At 42.8% G+C, this 19,220-nt stretch carries 19 protein-coding genes; 16 read left to right on the forward strand and 3 right to left on the reverse strand.

Annotation, left to right across the window (positions count from 1 at the left end):
• Positions 1-11 precede the first annotated feature (11 nt).
• Both recN and GHNINEIG_RS04605 read right to left on the reverse strand, forming a co-directional pair.
• The gene (gene recN / locus GHNINEIG_RS04600; RefSeq protein ID WP_135795555.1) at positions 12-1,679 is read right to left on the reverse strand and encodes a DNA repair protein RecN; all 1,668 of its coding nucleotides are present in this window, start codon (positions 1,677-1,679) and stop codon (positions 12-14) included.
• A gap of 42 nt (positions 1,680-1,721) precedes the next feature.
• Positions 1,722-2,597: an NAD(+) kinase gene (locus tag GHNINEIG_RS04605; RefSeq protein ID WP_135795556.1), complete on the reverse strand. Its 876-nt coding sequence runs from the start codon at positions 2,595-2,597 to the stop codon at positions 1,722-1,724.
• A gap of 187 nt (positions 2,598-2,784) precedes the next feature.
• On the opposite strand from GHNINEIG_RS04605, the gene hrcA reads away from it, so the two are divergent.
• The 8 genes from hrcA (at position 2,785) to arfB (ending at position 10,141) form a co-directional block, all read left to right on the forward strand.
• Entirely contained in the window at positions 2,785-3,813 is a 1,029-nt protein-coding gene (gene hrcA, locus GHNINEIG_RS04610; RefSeq protein ID WP_135795557.1) for a heat-inducible transcriptional repressor HrcA, read from the forward strand.
• A 129-nt stretch (positions 3,814-3,942) separates the two neighbouring features.
• Positions 3,943-4,503 (forward strand): nucleotide exchange factor GrpE, encoded by a 561-nt coding sequence (gene grpE / locus GHNINEIG_RS04615; protein ID WP_135795558.1) that lies wholly within the window; start codon positions 3,943-3,945, stop codon positions 4,501-4,503.
• Positions 4,504-4,643: 140 nt separating this feature from the next.
• On the forward strand, positions 4,644-6,560 hold the full coding sequence (gene dnaK / locus GHNINEIG_RS04620; protein WP_135795559.1) for a molecular chaperone DnaK: 1,917 nt from the start codon (positions 4,644-4,646) through the stop codon (positions 6,558-6,560).
• A gap of 235 nt (positions 6,561-6,795) precedes the next feature.
• Positions 6,796-7,959 carry a molecular chaperone DnaJ gene (dnaJ, locus tag GHNINEIG_RS04625; protein WP_135795560.1) on the forward strand — a complete coding sequence of 388 codons (1,164 nt, stop codon included), beginning with the start codon at positions 6,796-6,798 and terminating at the stop codon, positions 7,957-7,959.
• 13 nt (positions 7,960-7,972) lie between these two features.
• Positions 7,973-8,773 carry a 4-hydroxy-tetrahydrodipicolinate reductase gene (gene dapB, locus GHNINEIG_RS04630; protein WP_135795561.1) on the forward strand — a complete coding sequence of 267 codons (801 nt, stop codon included), beginning with the start codon at positions 7,973-7,975 and terminating at the stop codon, positions 8,771-8,773.
• A gap of 137 nt (positions 8,774-8,910) precedes the next feature.
• Positions 8,911-9,066 carry a DUF2986 domain-containing protein gene (locus tag GHNINEIG_RS04635; RefSeq protein ID WP_135795562.1) on the forward strand — a complete coding sequence of 52 codons (156 nt, stop codon included), beginning with the start codon at positions 8,911-8,913 and terminating at the stop codon, positions 9,064-9,066.
• A 106-nt stretch (positions 9,067-9,172) separates the two neighbouring features.
• Positions 9,173-9,688, forward strand: a complete 516-nt coding sequence (locus tag GHNINEIG_RS04640) for a DsrE family protein (protein ID WP_135795563.1) — start codon at positions 9,173-9,175, stop codon at positions 9,686-9,688.
• 27 nt (positions 9,689-9,715) lie between these two features.
• A complete protein-coding gene (gene arfB, locus GHNINEIG_RS04645) occupies positions 9,716-10,141 on the forward strand; it encodes an alternative ribosome rescue aminoacyl-tRNA hydrolase ArfB (RefSeq protein ID WP_223260938.1) in 426 nt (141 codons plus the stop codon).
• Between the two features lie 95 nt (positions 10,142-10,236).
• Here the strand turns inward: arfB and GHNINEIG_RS04650 are convergent, their stop codons facing one another.
• On the reverse strand, positions 10,237-10,461 hold the full coding sequence (locus tag GHNINEIG_RS04650; protein ID WP_135795564.1) for a DUF2798 domain-containing protein: 225 nt from the start codon (positions 10,459-10,461) through the stop codon (positions 10,237-10,239).
• A gap of 377 nt (positions 10,462-10,838) precedes the next feature.
• Here GHNINEIG_RS04650 and carA point away from each other — a divergent pair, with 377 nt between their 5' ends.
• The 8 genes from carA (at position 10,839) to GHNINEIG_RS04690 (ending at position 19,207) form a co-directional block, all read left to right on the forward strand.
• The gene (carA, locus tag GHNINEIG_RS04655) at positions 10,839-11,975 is read left to right on the forward strand and encodes a glutamine-hydrolyzing carbamoyl-phosphate synthase small subunit (protein ID WP_135795565.1); all 1,137 of its coding nucleotides are present in this window, start codon (positions 10,839-10,841) and stop codon (positions 11,973-11,975) included.
• Between the two features lie 17 nt (positions 11,976-11,992).
• Entirely contained in the window at positions 11,993-15,205 is a 3,213-nt protein-coding gene (gene carB, locus GHNINEIG_RS04660) for a carbamoyl-phosphate synthase large subunit (protein ID WP_135795566.1), read from the forward strand.
• An 82-nt stretch (positions 15,206-15,287) separates the two neighbouring features.
• On the forward strand, positions 15,288-15,764 hold the full coding sequence (gene greA / locus GHNINEIG_RS04665; RefSeq protein ID WP_135795567.1) for a transcription elongation factor GreA: 477 nt from the start codon (positions 15,288-15,290) through the stop codon (positions 15,762-15,764).
• A gap of 31 nt (positions 15,765-15,795) precedes the next feature.
• Complete coding sequence (locus GHNINEIG_RS04670; protein ID WP_135795568.1) at positions 15,796-16,227, forward strand: DUF4149 domain-containing protein; 432 nt, start codon at positions 15,796-15,798, stop codon at positions 16,225-16,227.
• Positions 16,228-16,365: 138 nt separating this feature from the next.
• Positions 16,366-16,728: a hypothetical protein gene (locus tag GHNINEIG_RS04675; RefSeq protein ID WP_135795569.1), complete on the forward strand. Its 363-nt coding sequence runs from the start codon at positions 16,366-16,368 to the stop codon at positions 16,726-16,728.
• A gap of 87 nt (positions 16,729-16,815) precedes the next feature.
• Positions 16,816-17,631, forward strand: a complete 816-nt coding sequence (locus GHNINEIG_RS04680) for a ferritin-like domain-containing protein (protein WP_396278661.1) — start codon at positions 16,816-16,818, stop codon at positions 17,629-17,631.
• 24 nt (positions 17,632-17,655) lie between these two features.
• Positions 17,656-18,309 (forward strand): class I SAM-dependent methyltransferase, encoded by a 654-nt coding sequence (locus GHNINEIG_RS04685; RefSeq protein WP_135795570.1) that lies wholly within the window; start codon positions 17,656-17,658, stop codon positions 18,307-18,309.
• A gap of 1 nt (position 18,310) precedes the next feature.
• Complete coding sequence (locus GHNINEIG_RS04690; RefSeq protein ID WP_317616032.1) at positions 18,311-19,207, forward strand: ROK family protein; 897 nt, start codon at positions 18,311-18,313, stop codon at positions 19,205-19,207.
• Positions 19,208-19,220 lie beyond the last annotated feature (13 nt).

A 19,220-nucleotide genomic window follows, 5' to 3' on the forward strand; every position in this document is an offset into this window, starting at 1 on the left:
TGAAAAGGGGACTAACGGTTAGATTGTGCCGTCTGTAGCATCTCTTCCGCATGTTTCAAGGTTTGTTCAGTGATTTTCATTCCTCCGAGCATGCGCGCTAATTCTTGCACGCGCTCTTCTGTTTGGAGTGCGATCACCTGAGTGGTGGTTTGGTCATTTTGGGTTTGTTTGCTGATGTTCAGCTGCTGATCACCATAGGCCGCTACTTGCGCGAGATGGGTGATCGAGAAGATTTGGCGGTGTCGTCCCAATTGTTGCATTTTTTGACCGACCACTTCAGCGATGCCGCCGCCAATGCCAACGTCGACTTCATCAAAAATCATCGACGGCAAGCTCGCCACCTCCGCACTCGCGACCTGTATAGCCAGACTGATTCGTGAAAGTTCCCCACCCGACGCAACTTTGGCAAGCGGTTGTAGTGGTTGGCCTTTATTGGCAGTCACTTTAAACTGGGTACTGTCTAATCCTAGGCGAGTCGCTTTGTCGGATGCTAGAACATCAATGGCAAACTGGCCGTTTTCCATACCGAGTGTTTGCATGGTTTCGGTCACGGTTTGACTGAGTTGTGAGGCGGCTTTTTGACGAGAAGCGGTTAGAGCTTCAGCGGCTTGATTAAACTCTGACCAGGCCTGGTCAATATTTTGTTTCAGCTGTTCAAGTGATTCGCCAGATTGCATTAAACCGGCCAAACTGGCTTGGATTTCTTGATGTTTGTTAATCAGGTTTTCCGGATCAAGCTGATATTTTTTGGCCAAACCAAACAGCTCCGATAAACGTTCGTCGACCACTTGTAACCGTTCAGGGTCTAATTCGACCTGGTGGTTTTGTGATTGGATGTCATCGGCGACTTCCTGACATTCAATCTGAATGCTATTCAGCTGTTGCAAGACATCGGACAATTGTGGTGAAAATTCGCTGACTTTTTCGAGTTCAGAAATGGCATGGCTGAGTTTTTCAGTGACACCGCCATCGCCTTCTAGGATGTCATAGGCGGTAAAGACCGATTGCTTGATTTCATTGGCGTGCGACAAACTGTTTTGTTCTTCCGACAACGCTTCAAATTCATCTGCTTGCGGCTGAACTTTGTCGAATTCTTGTTGCTGAAAGCTCAGCAGTTCAATTTTGCTTTGGCGGTCTGTTTGGTCATTGAGCAACGTTTGGTATTCTTGATTGAGTTTTTGCCAGGCCTGGTAGGCTTTCTCCGTCTCATTCAGTAAGGCGTCATGTTGAGCGTAAGCATCTAAAAGCTCCAATTGCTTACTGGTATGCATCAGCGATTGGTGCTCGTGCTGACCATGAATATCAATCAAGAGACTGCTCAGCATCTTTAACTGTGAAACCGAGGCGGGTAAACCATTAATGTAGGCTTTTGAACGTCCTTCTGACGTCAGTGTACGACGCAACAAACATTCATTGTCTTCATCCAATTCATTCTCTGCCAACCAGGCCTGAACTTGTGGCAGATTGGTAATATCAAAATCGGCGGTAATGTCCGCTTTTAAGGTGCCATGGCGCACCAAACTGCTGTCGGCTCTTTCGCCTAGCGCCAGCCCTAAGGCATCGAGTAAAATCGATTTTCCGGCACCGGTTTCCCCGGTTAAGGTGGTGAACCCTGTGTCAAAGTTGAGTTGAAGTTTTTCGATAAGAGCAAGATTTTGAATCGACAATTCTTGTAGCATACAGTTCTCAAAATTCGTTGGCCGGAAGACGCGCTTTTTTCATTAAAGTTTTTGACCCCAATTCAGTTTCGCACGCAGTAATTCATAATGATCATGGTTTTTAGGATGCACCATTTTAATGAAGTTAGGGTGGCGTGTCACATAGGTTTCGTGTTTGGCTTCAATTTGAAAGGTCACTTGACCATCACAAATAATCGATGCTGTGCCACTACAGTTATCATGCGGACGAATTAAAATTTCGCTGTCACCCGAAACCACGACTGGACGGTTGCTCATCGTATGGGGGTTAATCGATACCAGTGTCATAGCGTTAAGACCCGGGTCAACGATGGGACCGCCTGCAGACAACGAATAAGCGGTTGATCCGGTTGGCGTGGCGATAATCAACCCATCAGAACGTTGACTGTTCAAAAAACGATTGTCGACAAAGGTTTCGAATTCAATCATACGTGGCGAGTCATTTTTGTGTAAAACGACATCGTTGAACGCGACTTCATCAAATAAGGTTTCGCCATCTTTTTTAATGAGCACATGCAGCAGTGTTCTTTCTTCACAGGTGTAATCATCGGCAAGCACTTCGTCCAGCGTGACCATCATCGTATCAGGGGAAACATCTGCTAAGAATCCTAAGCGCCCTAAATTGACGCCGAGAATAGGGATGTTGTAATCGACGATACACCGAGCGACGTCCAGAAAAGTGCCATCACCGCCCACGACAACGGCAAAATCAATTTCTTTCATGAGTGCATCTCGTTCTAAGCGCTCTATGCCATAACGCTCGATAGGGAAGTCGGCACAAGACCGTTGATCTAATATGACCTTTTTCTGCTTCTTTTGAAAATATAAAATCAGTTTATCAATCAAATCCCATGATTGAATGCCGCTGTATTTACCAAAAATACCGATTTTATTAAACATGGACCGATTCCTTGATGCTTTGCCTATCGTGTTTTAAACAGGATTTGCTTAAGTCTGCTTGAAAATTAAAAAATTGTTCCCATAATACTGATAACTTCGTGCCAAATAGTCAACTGAGAAAACCATTTAATTCTGATTATTGGGCGTATAACAAACAATAACGCAGTAACCTAATATAAGTCTGATTATGAATTTAAATGATCGTTCGCAATTACTTTTTAAGCACTTGATGGCATTATACCTAAATGATGGAAAGCCTGTCGGGTCATCCGTGCTCGCTAAATTGCCGGATGTTTCAGTCAGTTCTGCCACGGTTCGTAATGTCATGTCGGATTTGGAAAAAATGGGCTTGATTCATTCCCCTCATACTTCTGCAGGGCGAGTACCGACAGATCATGGTTTTCGCGTATTTGTCGATTCTATCTTGACGGTACAGCCTTTAAACTCCTCTTTAACACAAGAAATTCAGCGCGGATTTACTCAAGCACAAACGCAAGAAGAATTGCTGGGCTCGGCATCCAATATCCTTTCTGGATTAACGGGGATGGCAAGTTTGGTGATGTTGCCGAATCAAGAGCAAGAAACGTTACGTCATATTGATTTCGTTAAACTGAATAACAAGCGTGTATTGGTCGTTTTGGTTTTAAATGATCAGGATGTGCAAAATCGAATTATTGAGTTTGAAGAAGATGTTTCTTCGTCTCAACTCATTCAAGCGGCTAATTATTTGAATGAGCATTTCGCCGGACGCCATTTGTCAGAGGTGAAAAAAATGCTGGTAGAACGCTTGGATGAGTTACGTAGAACAATGGACGCTTTGATGCTGTCGATTGTTGAAGCGACGGATCAGGTCATTGAACAAAAGATGCAGAAGAGTGCGCCTTATTTCGTCTCAGGCAAAACCAACTTACTCAATTACGATGAATTGGCGGATGCAGAAAAACTGAAAGCACTGTTCCATTCTTTTGAAGAGCACTCTGATATGTTGGGGTTGCTCAATAAGAGTATGCAGGCCAATGGCGTTCAGGTTTTCATTGGCAGTGAATGTGGTAATGAAACCTATCAAAACTGCAGTGTGATTACCACGCCTTATGAGCGAGAAGGTGAAGTGATGGGGGTGCTGGGCGTGGTGGGCCCCAGCCGAATGCCGTATGACAAAATCGTACCTAAAGTCGATATGACTGCTCGAATCTTAAGCTCCTTGCTGAAAAAATAAACCGCCAGGCCTGGCGGTTTTTTTTGATTGTAAATTTTTTTATAAAAAAACTGACTTTTTGGGTTGAATCCCCAAAATGCGTCCTTATAAACCTCGTGATTTAAAATTATCATATTCTGGAGATTTTTTATGTCTGATAACAAGACAGAACTTAATGAAGAACAACACAATGCAACGGCTGAAGGGGAAGTATCAGAAGAAACGCATCAAGCAGAGGATGCGGTTGAACATGACCTAGAAGCCATGCTGGAAGAAGCAAAAAAAGAGGCGGAATCTCAAAAAGAATTGGCGCTGAGAACGTTGGCGGATATGGAAAATTTAAAACGCCGCACACGCATGGATGTTGAAAGCGCCCATAAGTTCGCTCTGGAAAAATTTGTCAATGAGTTGCTACCGGTTTTGGATTCTATGGAAATGGGATTGGACGCATCTTCAAAAGAAGATGTAACGGTTGACAGTATCCGTGAAGGGTTGGATATGACCTTTAAGCAATTCCTGGATGTGATGCAAAAGTTCAATGTTGAACGTGTCAACCCAGCAGGTGAGAAGTTTGACCCACAATTGCATGAAGCCATGACGATGATTCCATCACCGGATCATGATTCACAAATGGTCATTGAAGTTTTCCAAAAAGGCTATGTGTTAAATGACCGTCTGGTTCGTCCGGCACGCGTTGTGGTCGCTGAATAAAAAATCTTAAAAAATACGAAAAAAGTTGTAAGAAAGCCTTGAATAATAAATCAACCGCCTTATATACAACGTAACGTTAAAAGTTTTAATTAAAGTTAAAAATATCTCGCCTAGTCTGGCGATGAAATTTGGAGAAAATTATGGGAAAAATTATCGGGATTGACTTAGGGACAACAAACTCATGTGTCGCAGTCATGGAAGGAAAAGAAACAAAAGTAATTCCTAACGCAGAAGGGGCTCGTACAACACCTTCTATTGTTGCTTATGCTGATGATGGTGAAGTATTAGTAGGGGATTCTGCAAAACGTCAAGCAGTGACGAACCCGGAAAACACTTTGTTTGCTATCAAGCGTCTGATCGGTCGTCGTGCTGATGATGCAGTCGTTGAAAAAGATAAGGACATGGTGTCTTACAAAATCATTTCAGCAGACAATGGCGATGCATGGGTGCAGGTAGGTGATAAAAAACTTTCTCCACAGGAAGTATCTGCTCGTACCTTGATGAAAATGAAGAAAACTGCAGAAGATTATTTAGGTCATGAAGTGACAGAAGCGGTTATCACGGTTCCGGCTTATTTTAATGACTCTCAGCGTCAAGCAACGAAAGATGCAGGTAAAATCGCGGGTCTAGAAGTTAAACGTATCATCAACGAGCCAACGGCAGCGGCATTGGCTTATGGTATGGATAAAGTCAAAGCGGATAGCAAAATCGCGGTTTACGATTTAGGTGGGGGGACATTCGATATCTCAATCATCGAAGTGGCTGACTTAGATGGTGAAAAGCAAGTTGAAGTTTTATCAACCAATGGGGACACTTTCTTAGGGGGTGAAGACTTCGATAACGTAATCGTAGATTACATCGCAACCGAATTTAAGAAAGATCAAAATGTTGACTTGAAGCTGGATAAATTGGCACTTCAACGTGTTCGTGAAGCGGCTGAGAAAGCAAAAATTGAACTTTCTTCACGTGAGCAAACAGACATTAACTTGCCATATGTAACGGCTGATGCAACGGGACCTAAGCATTTGAACATGAAAATCACCCGTGCGAAGTTCGAGTCGCTAATTGAAGGGTTGGTTCAACGTTCTATCGATCCTTGTAAGACAGCACTTAAAGATGCTGGTTTATCAGCTTCTGAAATTGATGATGTTATTTTGGTTGGTGGTTCAACGCGTGTTCCAATGGTTCAGGCAGCGGTTAAAGAATTTTTCGGTAAAGAACCTCGTAAAGACGTTAACCCGGATGAAGCCGTGGCAATGGGTGCCGCAATTCAAGGGGGTGTCTTATCAGGTGATGTGAACGACGTTCTTCTATTAGACGTAACGCCTTTATCTCTAGGGATTGAGACAATGGGTGGCGTGATGACGAAGTTGATCGAGAAAAACACGACTATTCCGACACGTAAGTCACAAACGTTCTCGACAGCGGAAGATAATCAGTCAGCAGTAACCATTCACGTGCTTCAAGGTGAGCGTGAAATGTCATCAGGGAACAAGTCCTTAGGTCAGTTCAACCTAGATGAAATTCCACCTGCACCACGTGGTACGCCACAAATCGAAGTAACATTCGATATTGATGCGAACGGTATCTTAAATGTTTCTGCGAAAGATAAAGCGACGAACAAAGAGCAACACATCACGATCCAAGCTTCATCAGGTCTATCTGAAGATGAGATCGAAGCAATGGTTAAAGATGCTGAAGCGCATGCTGCTGAAGATGCGAAACTGAAAGAGTTGGTTGAAGCGCGTAACCAAGCGGATGCGATGGTTCACGGCACCAAAAAGCTTTTAGATGAGCAAGGTGACGGGGTTGAAGCTTCTGAAAAAGAAGCCATTGAAAAAGCGATTGCGGACCTGGAAGAAGCCATTAAAGGCGATGACAAGGCGGTTATCGATGAGAAAACTCAAGCGCTGGCGACAGCAAGTCAAAAACTGGCTGAAAAAGCGTACGCTCAACCAGGTGCTGATGCGGGTGCTGAACAGCAAGGTTCTGCAAACAATGCCGACGATGACATCGTCGATGCCGAGTTTGAAGAAGTAAACGACGACAAAAAATAATTCTTTTACGGGTTAAAAGTGTATTGATTGTCAAAATCGGTATAATTCGGGCAATTCTTCGGGATTGCCCGTTTTTATATGTTCCATCAATGAATGAATTACGATTCAAAAGAGTATTGTGACCTTGTTAACGTTTAAAAAATGACCAGGCCTGGCTTTTTTATGACGCATAACCTTTCGTGATCATATTGTTTTGAATACTAATTTTAAAAAAGATCAAAAGAAATAAACCGTTATGAGCAAAAGAGATTATTACGAAATTCTAGAAGTTTCTGCCACTGCGTCAGAAGGGGAAATCAAAAAAGCCTATCGTAAATTGGCGATGCGCTATCACCCAGATCGCAACCCAGACAATAAAGAAGCGGAAGATAAGTTCAAAGAAGCCTCTGAAGCTTATGAAGTATTATCCGATGCACAGAAACGTCAGGCTTATGATCAATTTGGTCATGCCGGCGTGGATGGCAGCGCTGGACAAGGTGGCTTCGGTGGCGGAGGTTTCGCGGATTTCGGTGATATCTTTGGTGATATCTTCGGTGGTGGTTTTGGAGGCGGTCATCGTGGGCCGCAACCAGGAAATGATTTACAGTATGAACTTGAAGTTTCGTTAGAAGATGCGGTGGCCGGCACGACGGTCGATGTTCGTATTCCAACCAAAGAGTTGTGTGAAAGTTGTGATGGCAGTGGTGCAGAACCTGGATCTGACGTTCAAACTTGTCCTACTTGTCAAGGTATTGGGCAAGTTCGCGTTCAACAAGGATTCTTTGCGGTTTCTCGTACCTGTCCAAACTGTCATGGTACGGGGAAACTGATTAAAACACCTTGTAAAGCCTGTCGAGGAGAGGGATATAAGCACAGCAGCAAAACCCTTTCTGTTAAGATTCCGGCGGGTGTCGATAATGGCGACCGTATTCGCTTGCAAGGAGAAGGGGAAGCAGGAGAGCCAGGCGCTCCACACGGAGATTTGTACGTTCGTATTCGTGTGAAAGAGCATGAGATCTTTCAGCGTGATGGTAATACGCTGTTCTGCGATATGCCGCTTTCGTTTGCAACGGCAACTCTGGGGGGCACGATGGATGTTCCGACATTGAGTGGCAAAGCGAATCTGAAAATTCCTGCAGGAACGCAATCAGGTCAACGTTTTAAATTGGCTGGTAAGGGCGTGAAATCGGTACGTTCAGCACATGTGGGCGATATGATTGTTGAAGTGCATATTGAAACCCCAGTGAAATTGACGGCTGAGCAGAAAGAGCTGCTAAAAGCATTTGACGAAAGTTTGCAAGGTAAGCATCATAAACAGCATAGTCCTAAAACGCATAGCTTTTTCGACTCGGTTAAAGCCTTCTTTAAAGGTGATGACGAAGATGATAGCAAAGATAAAAAAGATGGGCCTTGGAACTAATTAGGAGAGTGGTATGAGAGTAGCCGTTATTGGTGCGTCGGGTCGAATGGGAAAAAATTTGATTGATGCGGTCAATCAAACAGATGGATTAAAATTATCCGCTGCGATTGAACGTCCTGGCTCCTCTCTTGTGGGAGCTGATGCAGGTGAACTGGCTGGTGTGGGAACATTAGGTGTGAAGATTGTTGACCAAATTGAGTTGGTCGCTGATGATTTTGATGTACTTATTGATTTTACAACGCCAGATACCACGCTTCATAATATTAAGGTCTGTTTAGCGCATGATAAAAAAATTGTGATTGGAACGACCGGATTTGATGAGGCCGGTTTAAAAGTCATCAAAGAAGCGGCGCAGCGTATTGCGATTGTGTTTGCAGCTAATTTTAGTGTTGGAGTGAATCTGGCATTAAAACTTCTTAAGCAAGCAGCAGAAGTTTTAAATGAAGGGTATGACATTGAGGTGATAGAAGGACATCATCGCCATAAAGTGGATGCGCCTTCAGGCACTGCTTTGAGAATGGGTGAAGTGGTAGCTGATACCCTGGGTCGAAACTTAAAAGAATGTGCTGTGTATGGTCGAGAAGGCATTACCGGTGAGCGAGATCCGAGTACAATTGGGTTCGCCACCGTACGAGCCGGAGACATTGTGGGAGATCATACTGTTTTATTTGCGACAGAAGGTGAGCGTGTGGAAATCACCCATAAAGCTTCTAGTCGAATGACCTTCGCAAAAGGGGCGGCTCGTTCTTGTAATTGGTTGGCTGATAAACAAACAGGGTTGTTTGATATGCAGGATGTATTGAATCTGCGTTAATCGTTTTTTCAGTTAACTTTCAAAAAAGGCGTTCATATTAATGAGCGCCTTTTTTATTTGGGTCAAATTAAGCATAAAAAAATATTGATAGAGTAAAATGACATCATTCCCACTTCATTGCATAAGAGTAAGCAGTCATGAATCGCAAGAAAAAAATTTCTCAGAAAATCGCCAAGCGATTAAAGAATGCCAGTGCCAAAAAAAGCCCTAAAAAGAAAGAGCGTTATATTCCAAAAGCTGAGAGAGAGGCGATGGCACTTGAAGCTGATCATTTAAACCCCTCTGAAAAGTAAGTTTTTCTTTTTAAATTAAAGGTTTATTCATTTTTAGAGAGCTGAAAAAAAGTAATATACTTTGTGAAGATGGCGTTTGGCATCTGTTTTATCAAGGAGAAGGTCTATGTTGATTTCACTTCGATACACTCAAAGAATGATTGTGTTACTCAGTGCGCTACTGTTCTCAAGCGTTTCTTTTGCGGCAGATTCAAATATTGTGACGGTTAAAGATAAACAAGATATCAAAGTTGTTTACGATATTAACCAAAATAATATTGAAGCGGGTATAGGGAAAGGGTTGTATTATCTCCGAGGGTTACTGGAAGCTTACCAAAAACAAGGTGTTTCAGAAAAACAGCTTCACATCAGCGTTGTGGTGCATGGTGCGGCAGGATATTGGCTGTTAAAAGACAAACCGTATCAAGAGTTTACCGGTAATCCTTTTGATGTGAATGCAAACAAAAAGGTTGTGCAAGAATTGATGGATCACGGTGTGAGCGTTGAATTATGCCATGTAACAATGAAAGGGCATGGCTGGGCCGAAAATGATGTATTGCCGGGAGTCAAAATTGTGTTTGATGCTTATACTCGAATGATTGATTTGCAACAGCAAGGCTATGCTTACATCAAGTTTATCTAGCCAAATTTAACGTATCATAAGAGGACGTTGCTCGATTTGTTAGTTATTTCCAATACGGTTTCTATTCCAGATAGTGAGATTGAACTGACTGCTATTCGCTCGCAGGGGGCTGGCGGGCAAAATGTCAATAAAGTCGCTTCCGCGATTCATTTGCGGTTCGATATCGCGGCTTCGTCCTTACCCGATTTTTATAAACAACGTCTACTCACATTGCGTGATTCTCGTATCACAAAGCAAGGTATTGTGGTCATTAAAGCCCAGCAGTTTCGTACGCAAGAAGCTAATCGAGAAAGTGCATTGGAACGTTTGAGAATGCTGATTAAATCGGTCGCAGTGGTGAAAAAAAAGCGAGTGGCGACCAAACCAACCAAAGGCTCTCAGCGCCGTCGTTTGGAAAGTAAAGCTAAAAAAGGGCGGATCAAGGCCTTAAGACAAAAAGTACAGCTTGATTAGTTTCTTTCTTTAAAGAAACAGCCAGGCCTGGCTGTTTTGGGTGGTTAGGCGACTATTATATGTAGACGTTTGTAATTGATTGCGCTTCTGAAGGTTTATTTGCAGCAAATTTTAGCCGCCGTTTTTTGTACGTGTTTACTGATAAGCAAAATGACAATGAATGCGATTGGCCAAGCGACAATCATTGCTTCCCACCAGCGATACAAAAAATCCCCTTCAATGCCGGTATTAACGGCTGTAATAACGCCAGTCATAATGAAGACCATCATGATAGACATAATAAATGCAGAAACGAGGCGATGATATTGTTGTGACAGCATGATGTTATCCAGTTAAAAAAGAAAGTATTGTAATAGATTGAAATCTATTAAGACAAGCGAAGCCTTTGTTTAAGTCTTATAGGTAAGTGTGTTGAAAATGCCAAATCAACGGTCATTATTTTGAGGGCAAACACTTATGATGTTATTTCGAGTAATTCATATATGATTGACTTTTATATATAGACAGAAATCCTTGAATAAAGTACAATTCACGTCATATTATTTTTATGACTTTAGCTTATTGGGGTCGGTACTGGAATGCTAGTGAAAATCACTAATTTCTAAAAAAACGGAGTGAGTTCCTGAGAGGGAATTGGCTCCGTTTTTTTATATGTGCCTCCCTAAAAGTTTTGCATTTCTGTTGGGCGGAAAAATCAATGACACAAACAGCTTTATTAGCTTTAGAAGACGGGACCCTTTTTTGGGGTATTTCTCTGGGAGCAGAAGGTGAAACCGTAGGAGAAGTGGTTTTTAATACTTCTTTAACCGGGTACCAAGAAATTCTGACAGATCCTTCTTATTACAAACAACTTGTAACTTTGACTTACCCTCATATTGGGAATGTTGGGGTAAACGAAGAAGATGAAGAGTCCCCTTCGATTATGGCGCAAGGGTTGATCGTTCGAGATTGTCCTCCGTTAATGAGTAACTTCCGTGCGCAAAAGTCATTGCCAGAATATTTAAAAGAGCAAGGCGTTGTCGCCATTTCAGATATTGATACACGTAAGCTAACACGAATTCTTCGTGATAAAGGTGCTCAGTCAGGTGTGATTGTGGCCGGCGAAAATATTGATGCCGATGCCGCCATCGCTAAGGCGAAAACATTTGCAGGTCTGAAAGGAATGGATCTAGCGAAAGAAGTCACAACATCTGAGACTTATGTTTGGACGGAAGGTACCTGGTCATTGGAAAAGGGTCATACTGATTGCGCGTCTAAATCGGAATACCATGTGGTTGCGTTTGATTATGGTATCAAGCGTAACATTCTTCGTATGTTAGCTGACCGAGGCTGTAAGCTGACAGTGGTTCCAGCTAAAACTCCAGCGTCTGAAGTATTGGCGATGAAGCCAGATGGAATTTTCTTATCTAATGGTCCGGGAGATCCAGAGCCTTGTGATTATGCGATTCAAGCCATTCAAGAAGTATTAACAACCGATATTCCTGTCTTTGGAATTTGTTTAGGGCACCAGTTATTGGCGCTTGCTTCGGGGGCGAAAACAGTCAAAATGAAATTTGGCCATCATGGTGGTAACCATCCTGTTCAGGATTTGAAAACGAAAAAAGTCATGATTACAGCGCAAAACCATGGTTTTGCAGTGGATGCGGACTCTTTGCCTGACACTTTGGAAGCCACGCACAGTTCTTTATTTGACGGTTCTTCGCAGGGTATACAGCATAAGGATAAAGCGGCCTTTAGTTTCCAGGGACACCCTGAAGCCAGTCCGGGTCCACACGATGTGGCACCTCTATTTGACCAATTTATTGAAAACATTAAAAAATATAAACAAGCATAAGTGATAGGAAGATAAAGATGCCAAAAAGAACTGATTTAGAAAGTATTCTGATTATTGGTGCCGGTCCTATCATTATTGGACAGGCATGTGAGTTTGATTACTCTGGTGTTCAGGCTTGTAAAGCTTTGAAAGAAGAGGGGTATCGCGTTATTCTGGTGAACTCGAATCCAGCAACGATTATGACCGACCCTGAGATGGCTGATGCCACTTATATTGAGCCGATTGAGTGGAAAACAGTTCGAAACATTATTGCAAAAGAACGCCCTGATGCAATTCTACCCACGATGGGTGGGCAGACAGCGCTAAATTGTGCTTTAGATTTAGACAATCATGGTGTGTTAAAAGAATTTGGTGTTGAGCTGATTGGTGCGAATGCCGATGCCATCGATAAAGCCGAAAACCGTGACCGTTTCCGTCAAGCCATGACTCGAATCGGGTTAGACATGCCTATTTCTGATGTGGCGCATAATCTTGAAGAAGCATGGGAAATTCAGCAAAGAGTCGGTTTTCCAACCATTATACGCCCGTCTTTTACATTGGGTGGCTCCGGCGGTGGAATCGCTTATAACAAAACCGAGTTTGAGCAAATCTGTAAATTTGGTTTGGACTTGTCTCCAACGAAAGAATTATTGATTGAAGAATCCATTTTGGGCTGGAAAGAGTACGAAATGGAAGTGGTGCGCGATAAAAACGATAACGCGATCATTATCTGTTCAATTGAAAACTTGGATCCTATGGGGGTTCATACGGGTGATTCTATTACGGTTGCTCCGGCCCAGACATTAACCGATAAAGAATATCAAATTATGCGAAATGCTTCATTAGCCGTTTTGCGTGAGATTGGTGTTGAAACAGGTGGGTCCAACGTTCAGTTCTCGATTAACCCTGAAACGGGTCGAATGATTATCATCGAAATGAATCCACGAGTTTCCCGTTCATCCGCTTTGGCTTCGAAAGCAACCGGTTTCCCGATTGCAAAAGTGGCAGCCAAGTTGGCGGTAGGGTATACGCTGGATGAATTGAGTAATGATATTACTGATGGTGCGACGCCTGCTTCATTTGAACCATCTATTGACTATGTGGTCACGAAGATTCCTCGTTTCACATTTGAAAAATTCCCACTGGCTGATAAGCGCTTGTCAACGCAAATGAAATCAGTCGGTGAAGTGATGGCAATGGGTCGCAATTTCCAAGAGTCGATTCACAAAGCCATGCGTGGTTTGGAAACCGGTAAAAATGGTTTTGATGAAATCATGCCACTGGCGACGATGGATGAAAAAGAAGTGAAAGACATCCTCCGTCAAGAACTACGTGCTCCAGGACCAGATCGTTTATGGTATGTTGCGGATGCGTTCCGTGCAGGCTGGAGCTTAGAGACGGTTTTTGATATTTCAAAAATTGACCCTTGGTTCCTGTCACAGATCAAGCAGTTAATTGACATGGAAGACGATATCAAGCAACGTGGGTTGGATGCGTTGGATGAGACGATGCTTCGTAATTTGAAGCGTAAAGGGTTCTCTGATAATCGTTTAGCTGATTTGCTTGATACGGACGCAGCTTTTATCCGTAAGTTCCGCCATACGTTAAATATTCGACCCGTTTATAAACGGGTTGATACCTGTGCGGCTGAGTTTGAAACCTCAACAGCGTATATGTACTCTACTTATGAAGAAGAGTGCGAAGCGAACCCTTCTGATCGTGAAAAGATTATGGTATTGGGCGGAGGTCCTAACCGTATCGGACAAGGGATCGAGTTTGATTATTGTTGCGTTCATGCAGCGATGGCGATGCGTGAAGATGGTTACGAAACCATTATGGTGAACTGTAACCCAGAAACGGTTTCAACCGATTATGACACCTCAGACCGCTTATACTTTGAGCCATTGACTTTGGAAGATGTGCTTGAGATTGTTGAAGTAGAGAAGCCTAAAGGGGTGATTGTTCAATATGGTGGACAAACGCCTTTGAAATTGGCAGAAGATCTAGAGGCAGCAGGTGTTCCGATTATCGGTACATCGCCTGAATCGATTGACTTGGCAGAAGATAGAGAACGTTTCCAGCAACTGCTACATGGTTTGGAATTAAAACAACCACCAAACAGAACTGCACGCAGTGAAGATCAAGCGTTGGCATTGGCAAATGAAATTGGTTATCCATTGGTGGTTCGACCTTCTTATGTACTAGGTGGTCGAGCGATGGAGATCGTTTATAACGATACGGACCTGACGCGTTACATGACGGAAGCGGTTAAGGTGTCAAATGACTCACCTGTATTACTGGATCGTTTCTTGGATGATGCGATTGAATTGGACGTCGATGCTGTTTGTGATGGTGAACAAGTCGTTATTGGCGGCGTGATGGAACACATTGAGCAAGCAGGGATTCACTCTGGTGATTCGGCTTGTTCCTTGCCGCCATACAGTATTCCTATGCATATCCAAGATGAAATTCGAAACCAGGTTGAAAAGATGGCGCTTGGTTTGAATGTGGTCGGCTTGATGAATACGCAATTTGCTGTGAAGGGAGAAGACATTTATGTGTTGGAAGTGAATCCTCGAGCATCAAGAACGGTTCCTTTCGTGTCAAAAGCGATTGGCAGTCCGCTTGCAAAGATTGCAGCCCGCTGTATGGTTGGTCAAAAGTTAACCGCGCAGAACTTTACCAAGGAAGTGCGTCCAACTTACTTCTCTGTTAAAGAAGCCGTGTTCCCTTTCATTAAGTTCTTGGGAGTTGATCCTATTTTAGGGCCAGAAATGAAGTCGACGGGTGAAGTGATGGGGGTTGGAGAAACTTTCCCTGAAGCTTACCAAAAAGCACAACTTGCAGGCGGAACCATTCTGCCGACATCTGGTAAAGCGTTCCTAAGCGTGCGTCAAGCAGACCGTGCGAAAGTGATTGATCTAGCCCAAAAGCTTATCAAGAAAGGCTTTACGATTTTGGCGACCCGTGGAACGGCCAAATCGCTTGAAGAAGCCGGGATTGAATGCGAAATCGTTAATAAAGTTACAGAAGGACGTCCTAATATTGTCGATTCGATTGTTAATGAAGAGGTGGATTTGATTGTGAATACTTCGGACGGTTCTGTTAGTATTAAAGATTCATCGAGCATTCGACGTGAAGCGTTAATGCATAAAACGTGTTACACCACGACAATGGCTGGCGCCTTAGCAATGGTGGCTTCAATGGATTACTTGGATAACCAGAAAGTGACTAAGCTCCAAGCTGACTAATTAAAAAACACGGTTTGACAGAGAGCGCCGAGGCAGTATGCTTCGGCGTTTTTTGTTTAAAGAAACGTTAGAGGAATATAAAATGCAAAGACATCCTATGACAAAAGAAGGTGCAGATGCACTTCAAGAAGAACTACAACATTTAAAGAAAGTTGAGCGTCCTGCTATTTCAAATGCGATTGCCGAAGCCAGAGAGCATGGTGATTTAAAAGAAAATGCCGAATATCATGCTGCCAGAGAGCAACAAGGCCTAATGGAAGCTCGTATCAAACAAATAGAATCTTTGTTGGGTAGTGTTCAAATTATCGATGTCACTAAATTGAATCCAAATGGAAAAGTCGTTTTTGGTTCAACGGTCACTATTTTGAATATCGATACGGATGAAGAAGTGACCTATAAAATTGTTGGAGAAGAAGAAGCGGATATTAAACACAATAAGATTTCGGTGAGTTCTCCCATTGCGCGTGCGCTAATTGCGAAAGAAGAAGGTGAAGAAATAACGGTTAAGGCACCAAGTGGTAATATTGAATATGAAATTGTTGAAATTCAATATGTTTAATTATCTTCGTGATATTGCGTGTAATTAACGCATGATAAACGCATTGATAGTCGCCTTTTTATCCATCAATATTACTATTGGATACGTGGTTGCCAGTGTTTTGTTTAGTCATTTAGAATCTGCTGTAGCGGGAAAAATTATGGGACTTTTTTTCTCGGGACTTTACATAATAGATGTTTTGATTCTTTTGGCGGTTATTTTGATTCTCTTTCTAAGAAAACAGCGTGGGTTCTACAAACAGGGATGGCTTTGGGTCTCTCTGTTACTCATTTTGCTGAATGCTTTGTATCTTTCCCCGATCATGGCACAATTAAAGCTTGCAGGGGCTGATGCACAAGCTCTAGGAATGAGTTTTTCAGGTTGGCATGCCGTTTCCCAAATTATTTTTATGTTGGCGTTGGGGTTTGTCATTATTTGGTGGCTTTTTGTTTATTCAAAAACTTATTCAGCGTCCACTGACTAAGGGATTTGAATATAAACTGAGCTTATGAGTGATTAATTATTTTCTAGTGTAAAGCAACGATTTTCTGTTGCAATTTAAGCCGAAAAAGCTGAAAATAGATGCGTTAAATAATTAAGTCCTAATATTTGGAGTGATTGAATGAAACAATTGACACTAAAAGCACTTTTCGCAGCAGCAGTTGCTGTGTTTTCTTTAAATGCTCAAGCAGCAGAATCTAAGTATGACCTATGTGTTGCAGACGGCGATACAATTATCAAGCTAGCAAACACTAAAGGGTCTGAAGCAGCTCGTGCTTATGAGCAAAAAACAACTCTAGTTGAGTGTTTTGGTGAGTTAAGCAAAATCGAAGCGAAGTATGGCGATAAGACTGTTGCTCGTAACCCATCTTCTGTAATGACACCTCAAGATCGTGCTAAGTGGGCAAAATTGTTTGATTCAATTGACGCTAAGCAATATCGTGGTACACCTTATTTACAAGCAGCTTACTACTTCAATAAGTAAGCCACCTTGTTAAGGACTGAAAAAACCGGCTTAAAGCCGGTTTTTTTGTTTCTGGATATTAACAATTCTTCATTCCAAAATTAAGAGATGCGTGTGAGTTATAATTTATTTGAAGAAGTGTACCGTTGTCTGATGGAAACGGCGTTGGATGAGAAAGTTCAACAGTTACAAATGTTGCAACAACATTGGACAGAAGGCGCTTTCAATTTTGAACCGACCAAAACACTTCACAAAGTACCCGATGCCGGACGACCAGACAAACCAGATTTGGTTCCCCCAAAAGAGTTACCTCGCCGACGTTTAGGTTCCAAGGAGGGGCATGCGGCGTTAATGCACTCCATCTTGCATATTGAATTCAATGCGGTGAATCTGGCTTTGGATGCGGTCTATCGGTTTCAAGATATGCCCAGAGAGTTTTATCGAGATTGGCTGGGTGTCGCTGGTGAAGAAGCCTACCATTTTCAGATGGTACGTGAACATTTATATCATTTAGGGTATGAATATGGTGACTTCCCCGCCCATAATGGACTTTGGGTAACGACGTATGAAACCGACCATGATCCGTTGGTTAGAATGGCTCTTGTTCCAAGGACACTGGAAGCAAGAGGGTTGGATGTGACACCAAGTATGATTCAAAAGCTCCGAGCGGTAGGTGATAAAAGAGGGGTAGAGATTCTAAAAATTTTACTGAATGATGAAATCGGCCATGTAGAAGTGGGGACACGATGGTTTCGTTATTTGTGCCACCAAAGAAATCTCAATCCATTTGATACGTTTACCGATATCGTTAAAAATTATTTTCATGGCGATTTAAAAGGGCCTTTTAATTTTGAAGCACGGCAAGATGCCGGGTTCAGTGACGAAGAGATTGATTGGTTAAAAAGCTTGGAAACGGCTTCATGAATTTTATGCAAAGAGCTTGTAAGAATGAAACTCCCAGATAAACAGCGGCAACGAATTATTAAACGCCATCAGCATGCAATTCAAGAAAGAGGGTATCAAGCGACGGCTTTATTTTGGAGCAGTCAATCCGTCCAAGAAAAACGTTTTGATATTTTAATAGACTTTATTCGTTTGCACAGCATGCGAAAGAAGAACCAGCCAATTACAGTGCTGGATGTAGGCTGTGGTTTTGGCGATTTGTGTTCGTATCTGAAAAAATCCGAATTTGAGGTGGAGTATATCGGCATTGATGTTTCGCCTGATATGGTTCAAGCAGGGCAGTTCAAGTATCAAGACATCCATTTGTTGAGTGGAGAGTTGTTTGATTTTGATTGGTCTGACGCTTCTTTTGATTGGGTCGTTTGTTCGGGCGCGATGAATGAAGTGGTTGACCCTTATGGTTTAGAGGGCATGTATGCCAAGACAATGATTCAAAAAATGTATGCACTGTGCCGACAAGGCGTGGTGTTTAATCTATTAAATGCTGCGCATGAATGGACAAATTCACGACCCGATTTACAGAGTTTTGACCCGAAAGCGATAACGGGTTTTTGTGAAGAATTTGCAGCTCAAGTGTTTGTCAGACAGGATTATCTTCCAAATGACTTTACGGTTTGTTTAACCAAAATGGATGATTAAAATGAAAGTCGGCATTGATTTAGGCGGGACAAAAATTGAAATTGCGGTGCTGGGTCTTGACCATCAGGTCCTGTTTCGTGAACGCATAGAAACACCCCAAGGTGATTATAAAAAGACTGTTGAAGCCATCGTGACGCTGGTGCAAGAAACAGAAGAGCTCTATGGTCCTTTTGACCAAGTTGGAATCGGTATTCCGGGAGCGGTTTCCAAAAAGACGGGGAAGATTAAAAATGCCAATTCGACTTGTTTGATTGGTCAGGATTTGCGGGGTGATTTAGCTTCACGATTGAAGATGACAATCCGTTTAGCCAATGATGCCAATTGCTTAGCCTTGTCAGAAGCATCTGATGGGGGTGCAGCCGGTGAAGAGGTGGTGTTTGGTGTGATTCTGGGAACCGGCTGTGGTGGTGGTTTGGTTGTAGATGGGCATATTGTTAATGGAGCGAATGCCATTGCAGGAGAATGGGGGCATAACCCCTTGCCTTGGCGCGCTTATGAAGACACTGAAAATGCATGCTATTGTGGTTTACAGGGATGTCTTGAAACGTTTTTATCTGGGCCTGGATTGTCAAAACACTATGAAATGATGACAGGTGAGGTCGCATCGGCACAAAAAATCAATGCGCTAGCTCAGCAAGGTCATACCGCTGCACAAGCAATGCTTGAAACTTATGCCATTTGGTTAGCTAAAGGATTAGCGAGTGTTATCAATATCGTTGATCCGGATGTGATTGTGCTGGGTGGTGGGCTGTCTAATATGGTATTTTTATATCAACGGGTCCCTCAGCTTTGGGGGCAGTGGGTCTTTAGTGATCAGGTGGAAACTCGTCTCGTTCCGCCTAAATGGGGTGACTCCAGTGGCGTTCGTGGTGCAGCTTGGTTGAGTAAGTTGGATTAACCACTTTGTAAGA

Origin of the sequence: Hydrogenovibrio crunogenus (genome assembly GCF_004786015.1) — a bacterium.
GTDB classification, from domain to species: domain Bacteria; phylum Pseudomonadota; class Gammaproteobacteria; order Thiomicrospirales; family Thiomicrospiraceae; genus Hydrogenovibrio; species Hydrogenovibrio crunogenus.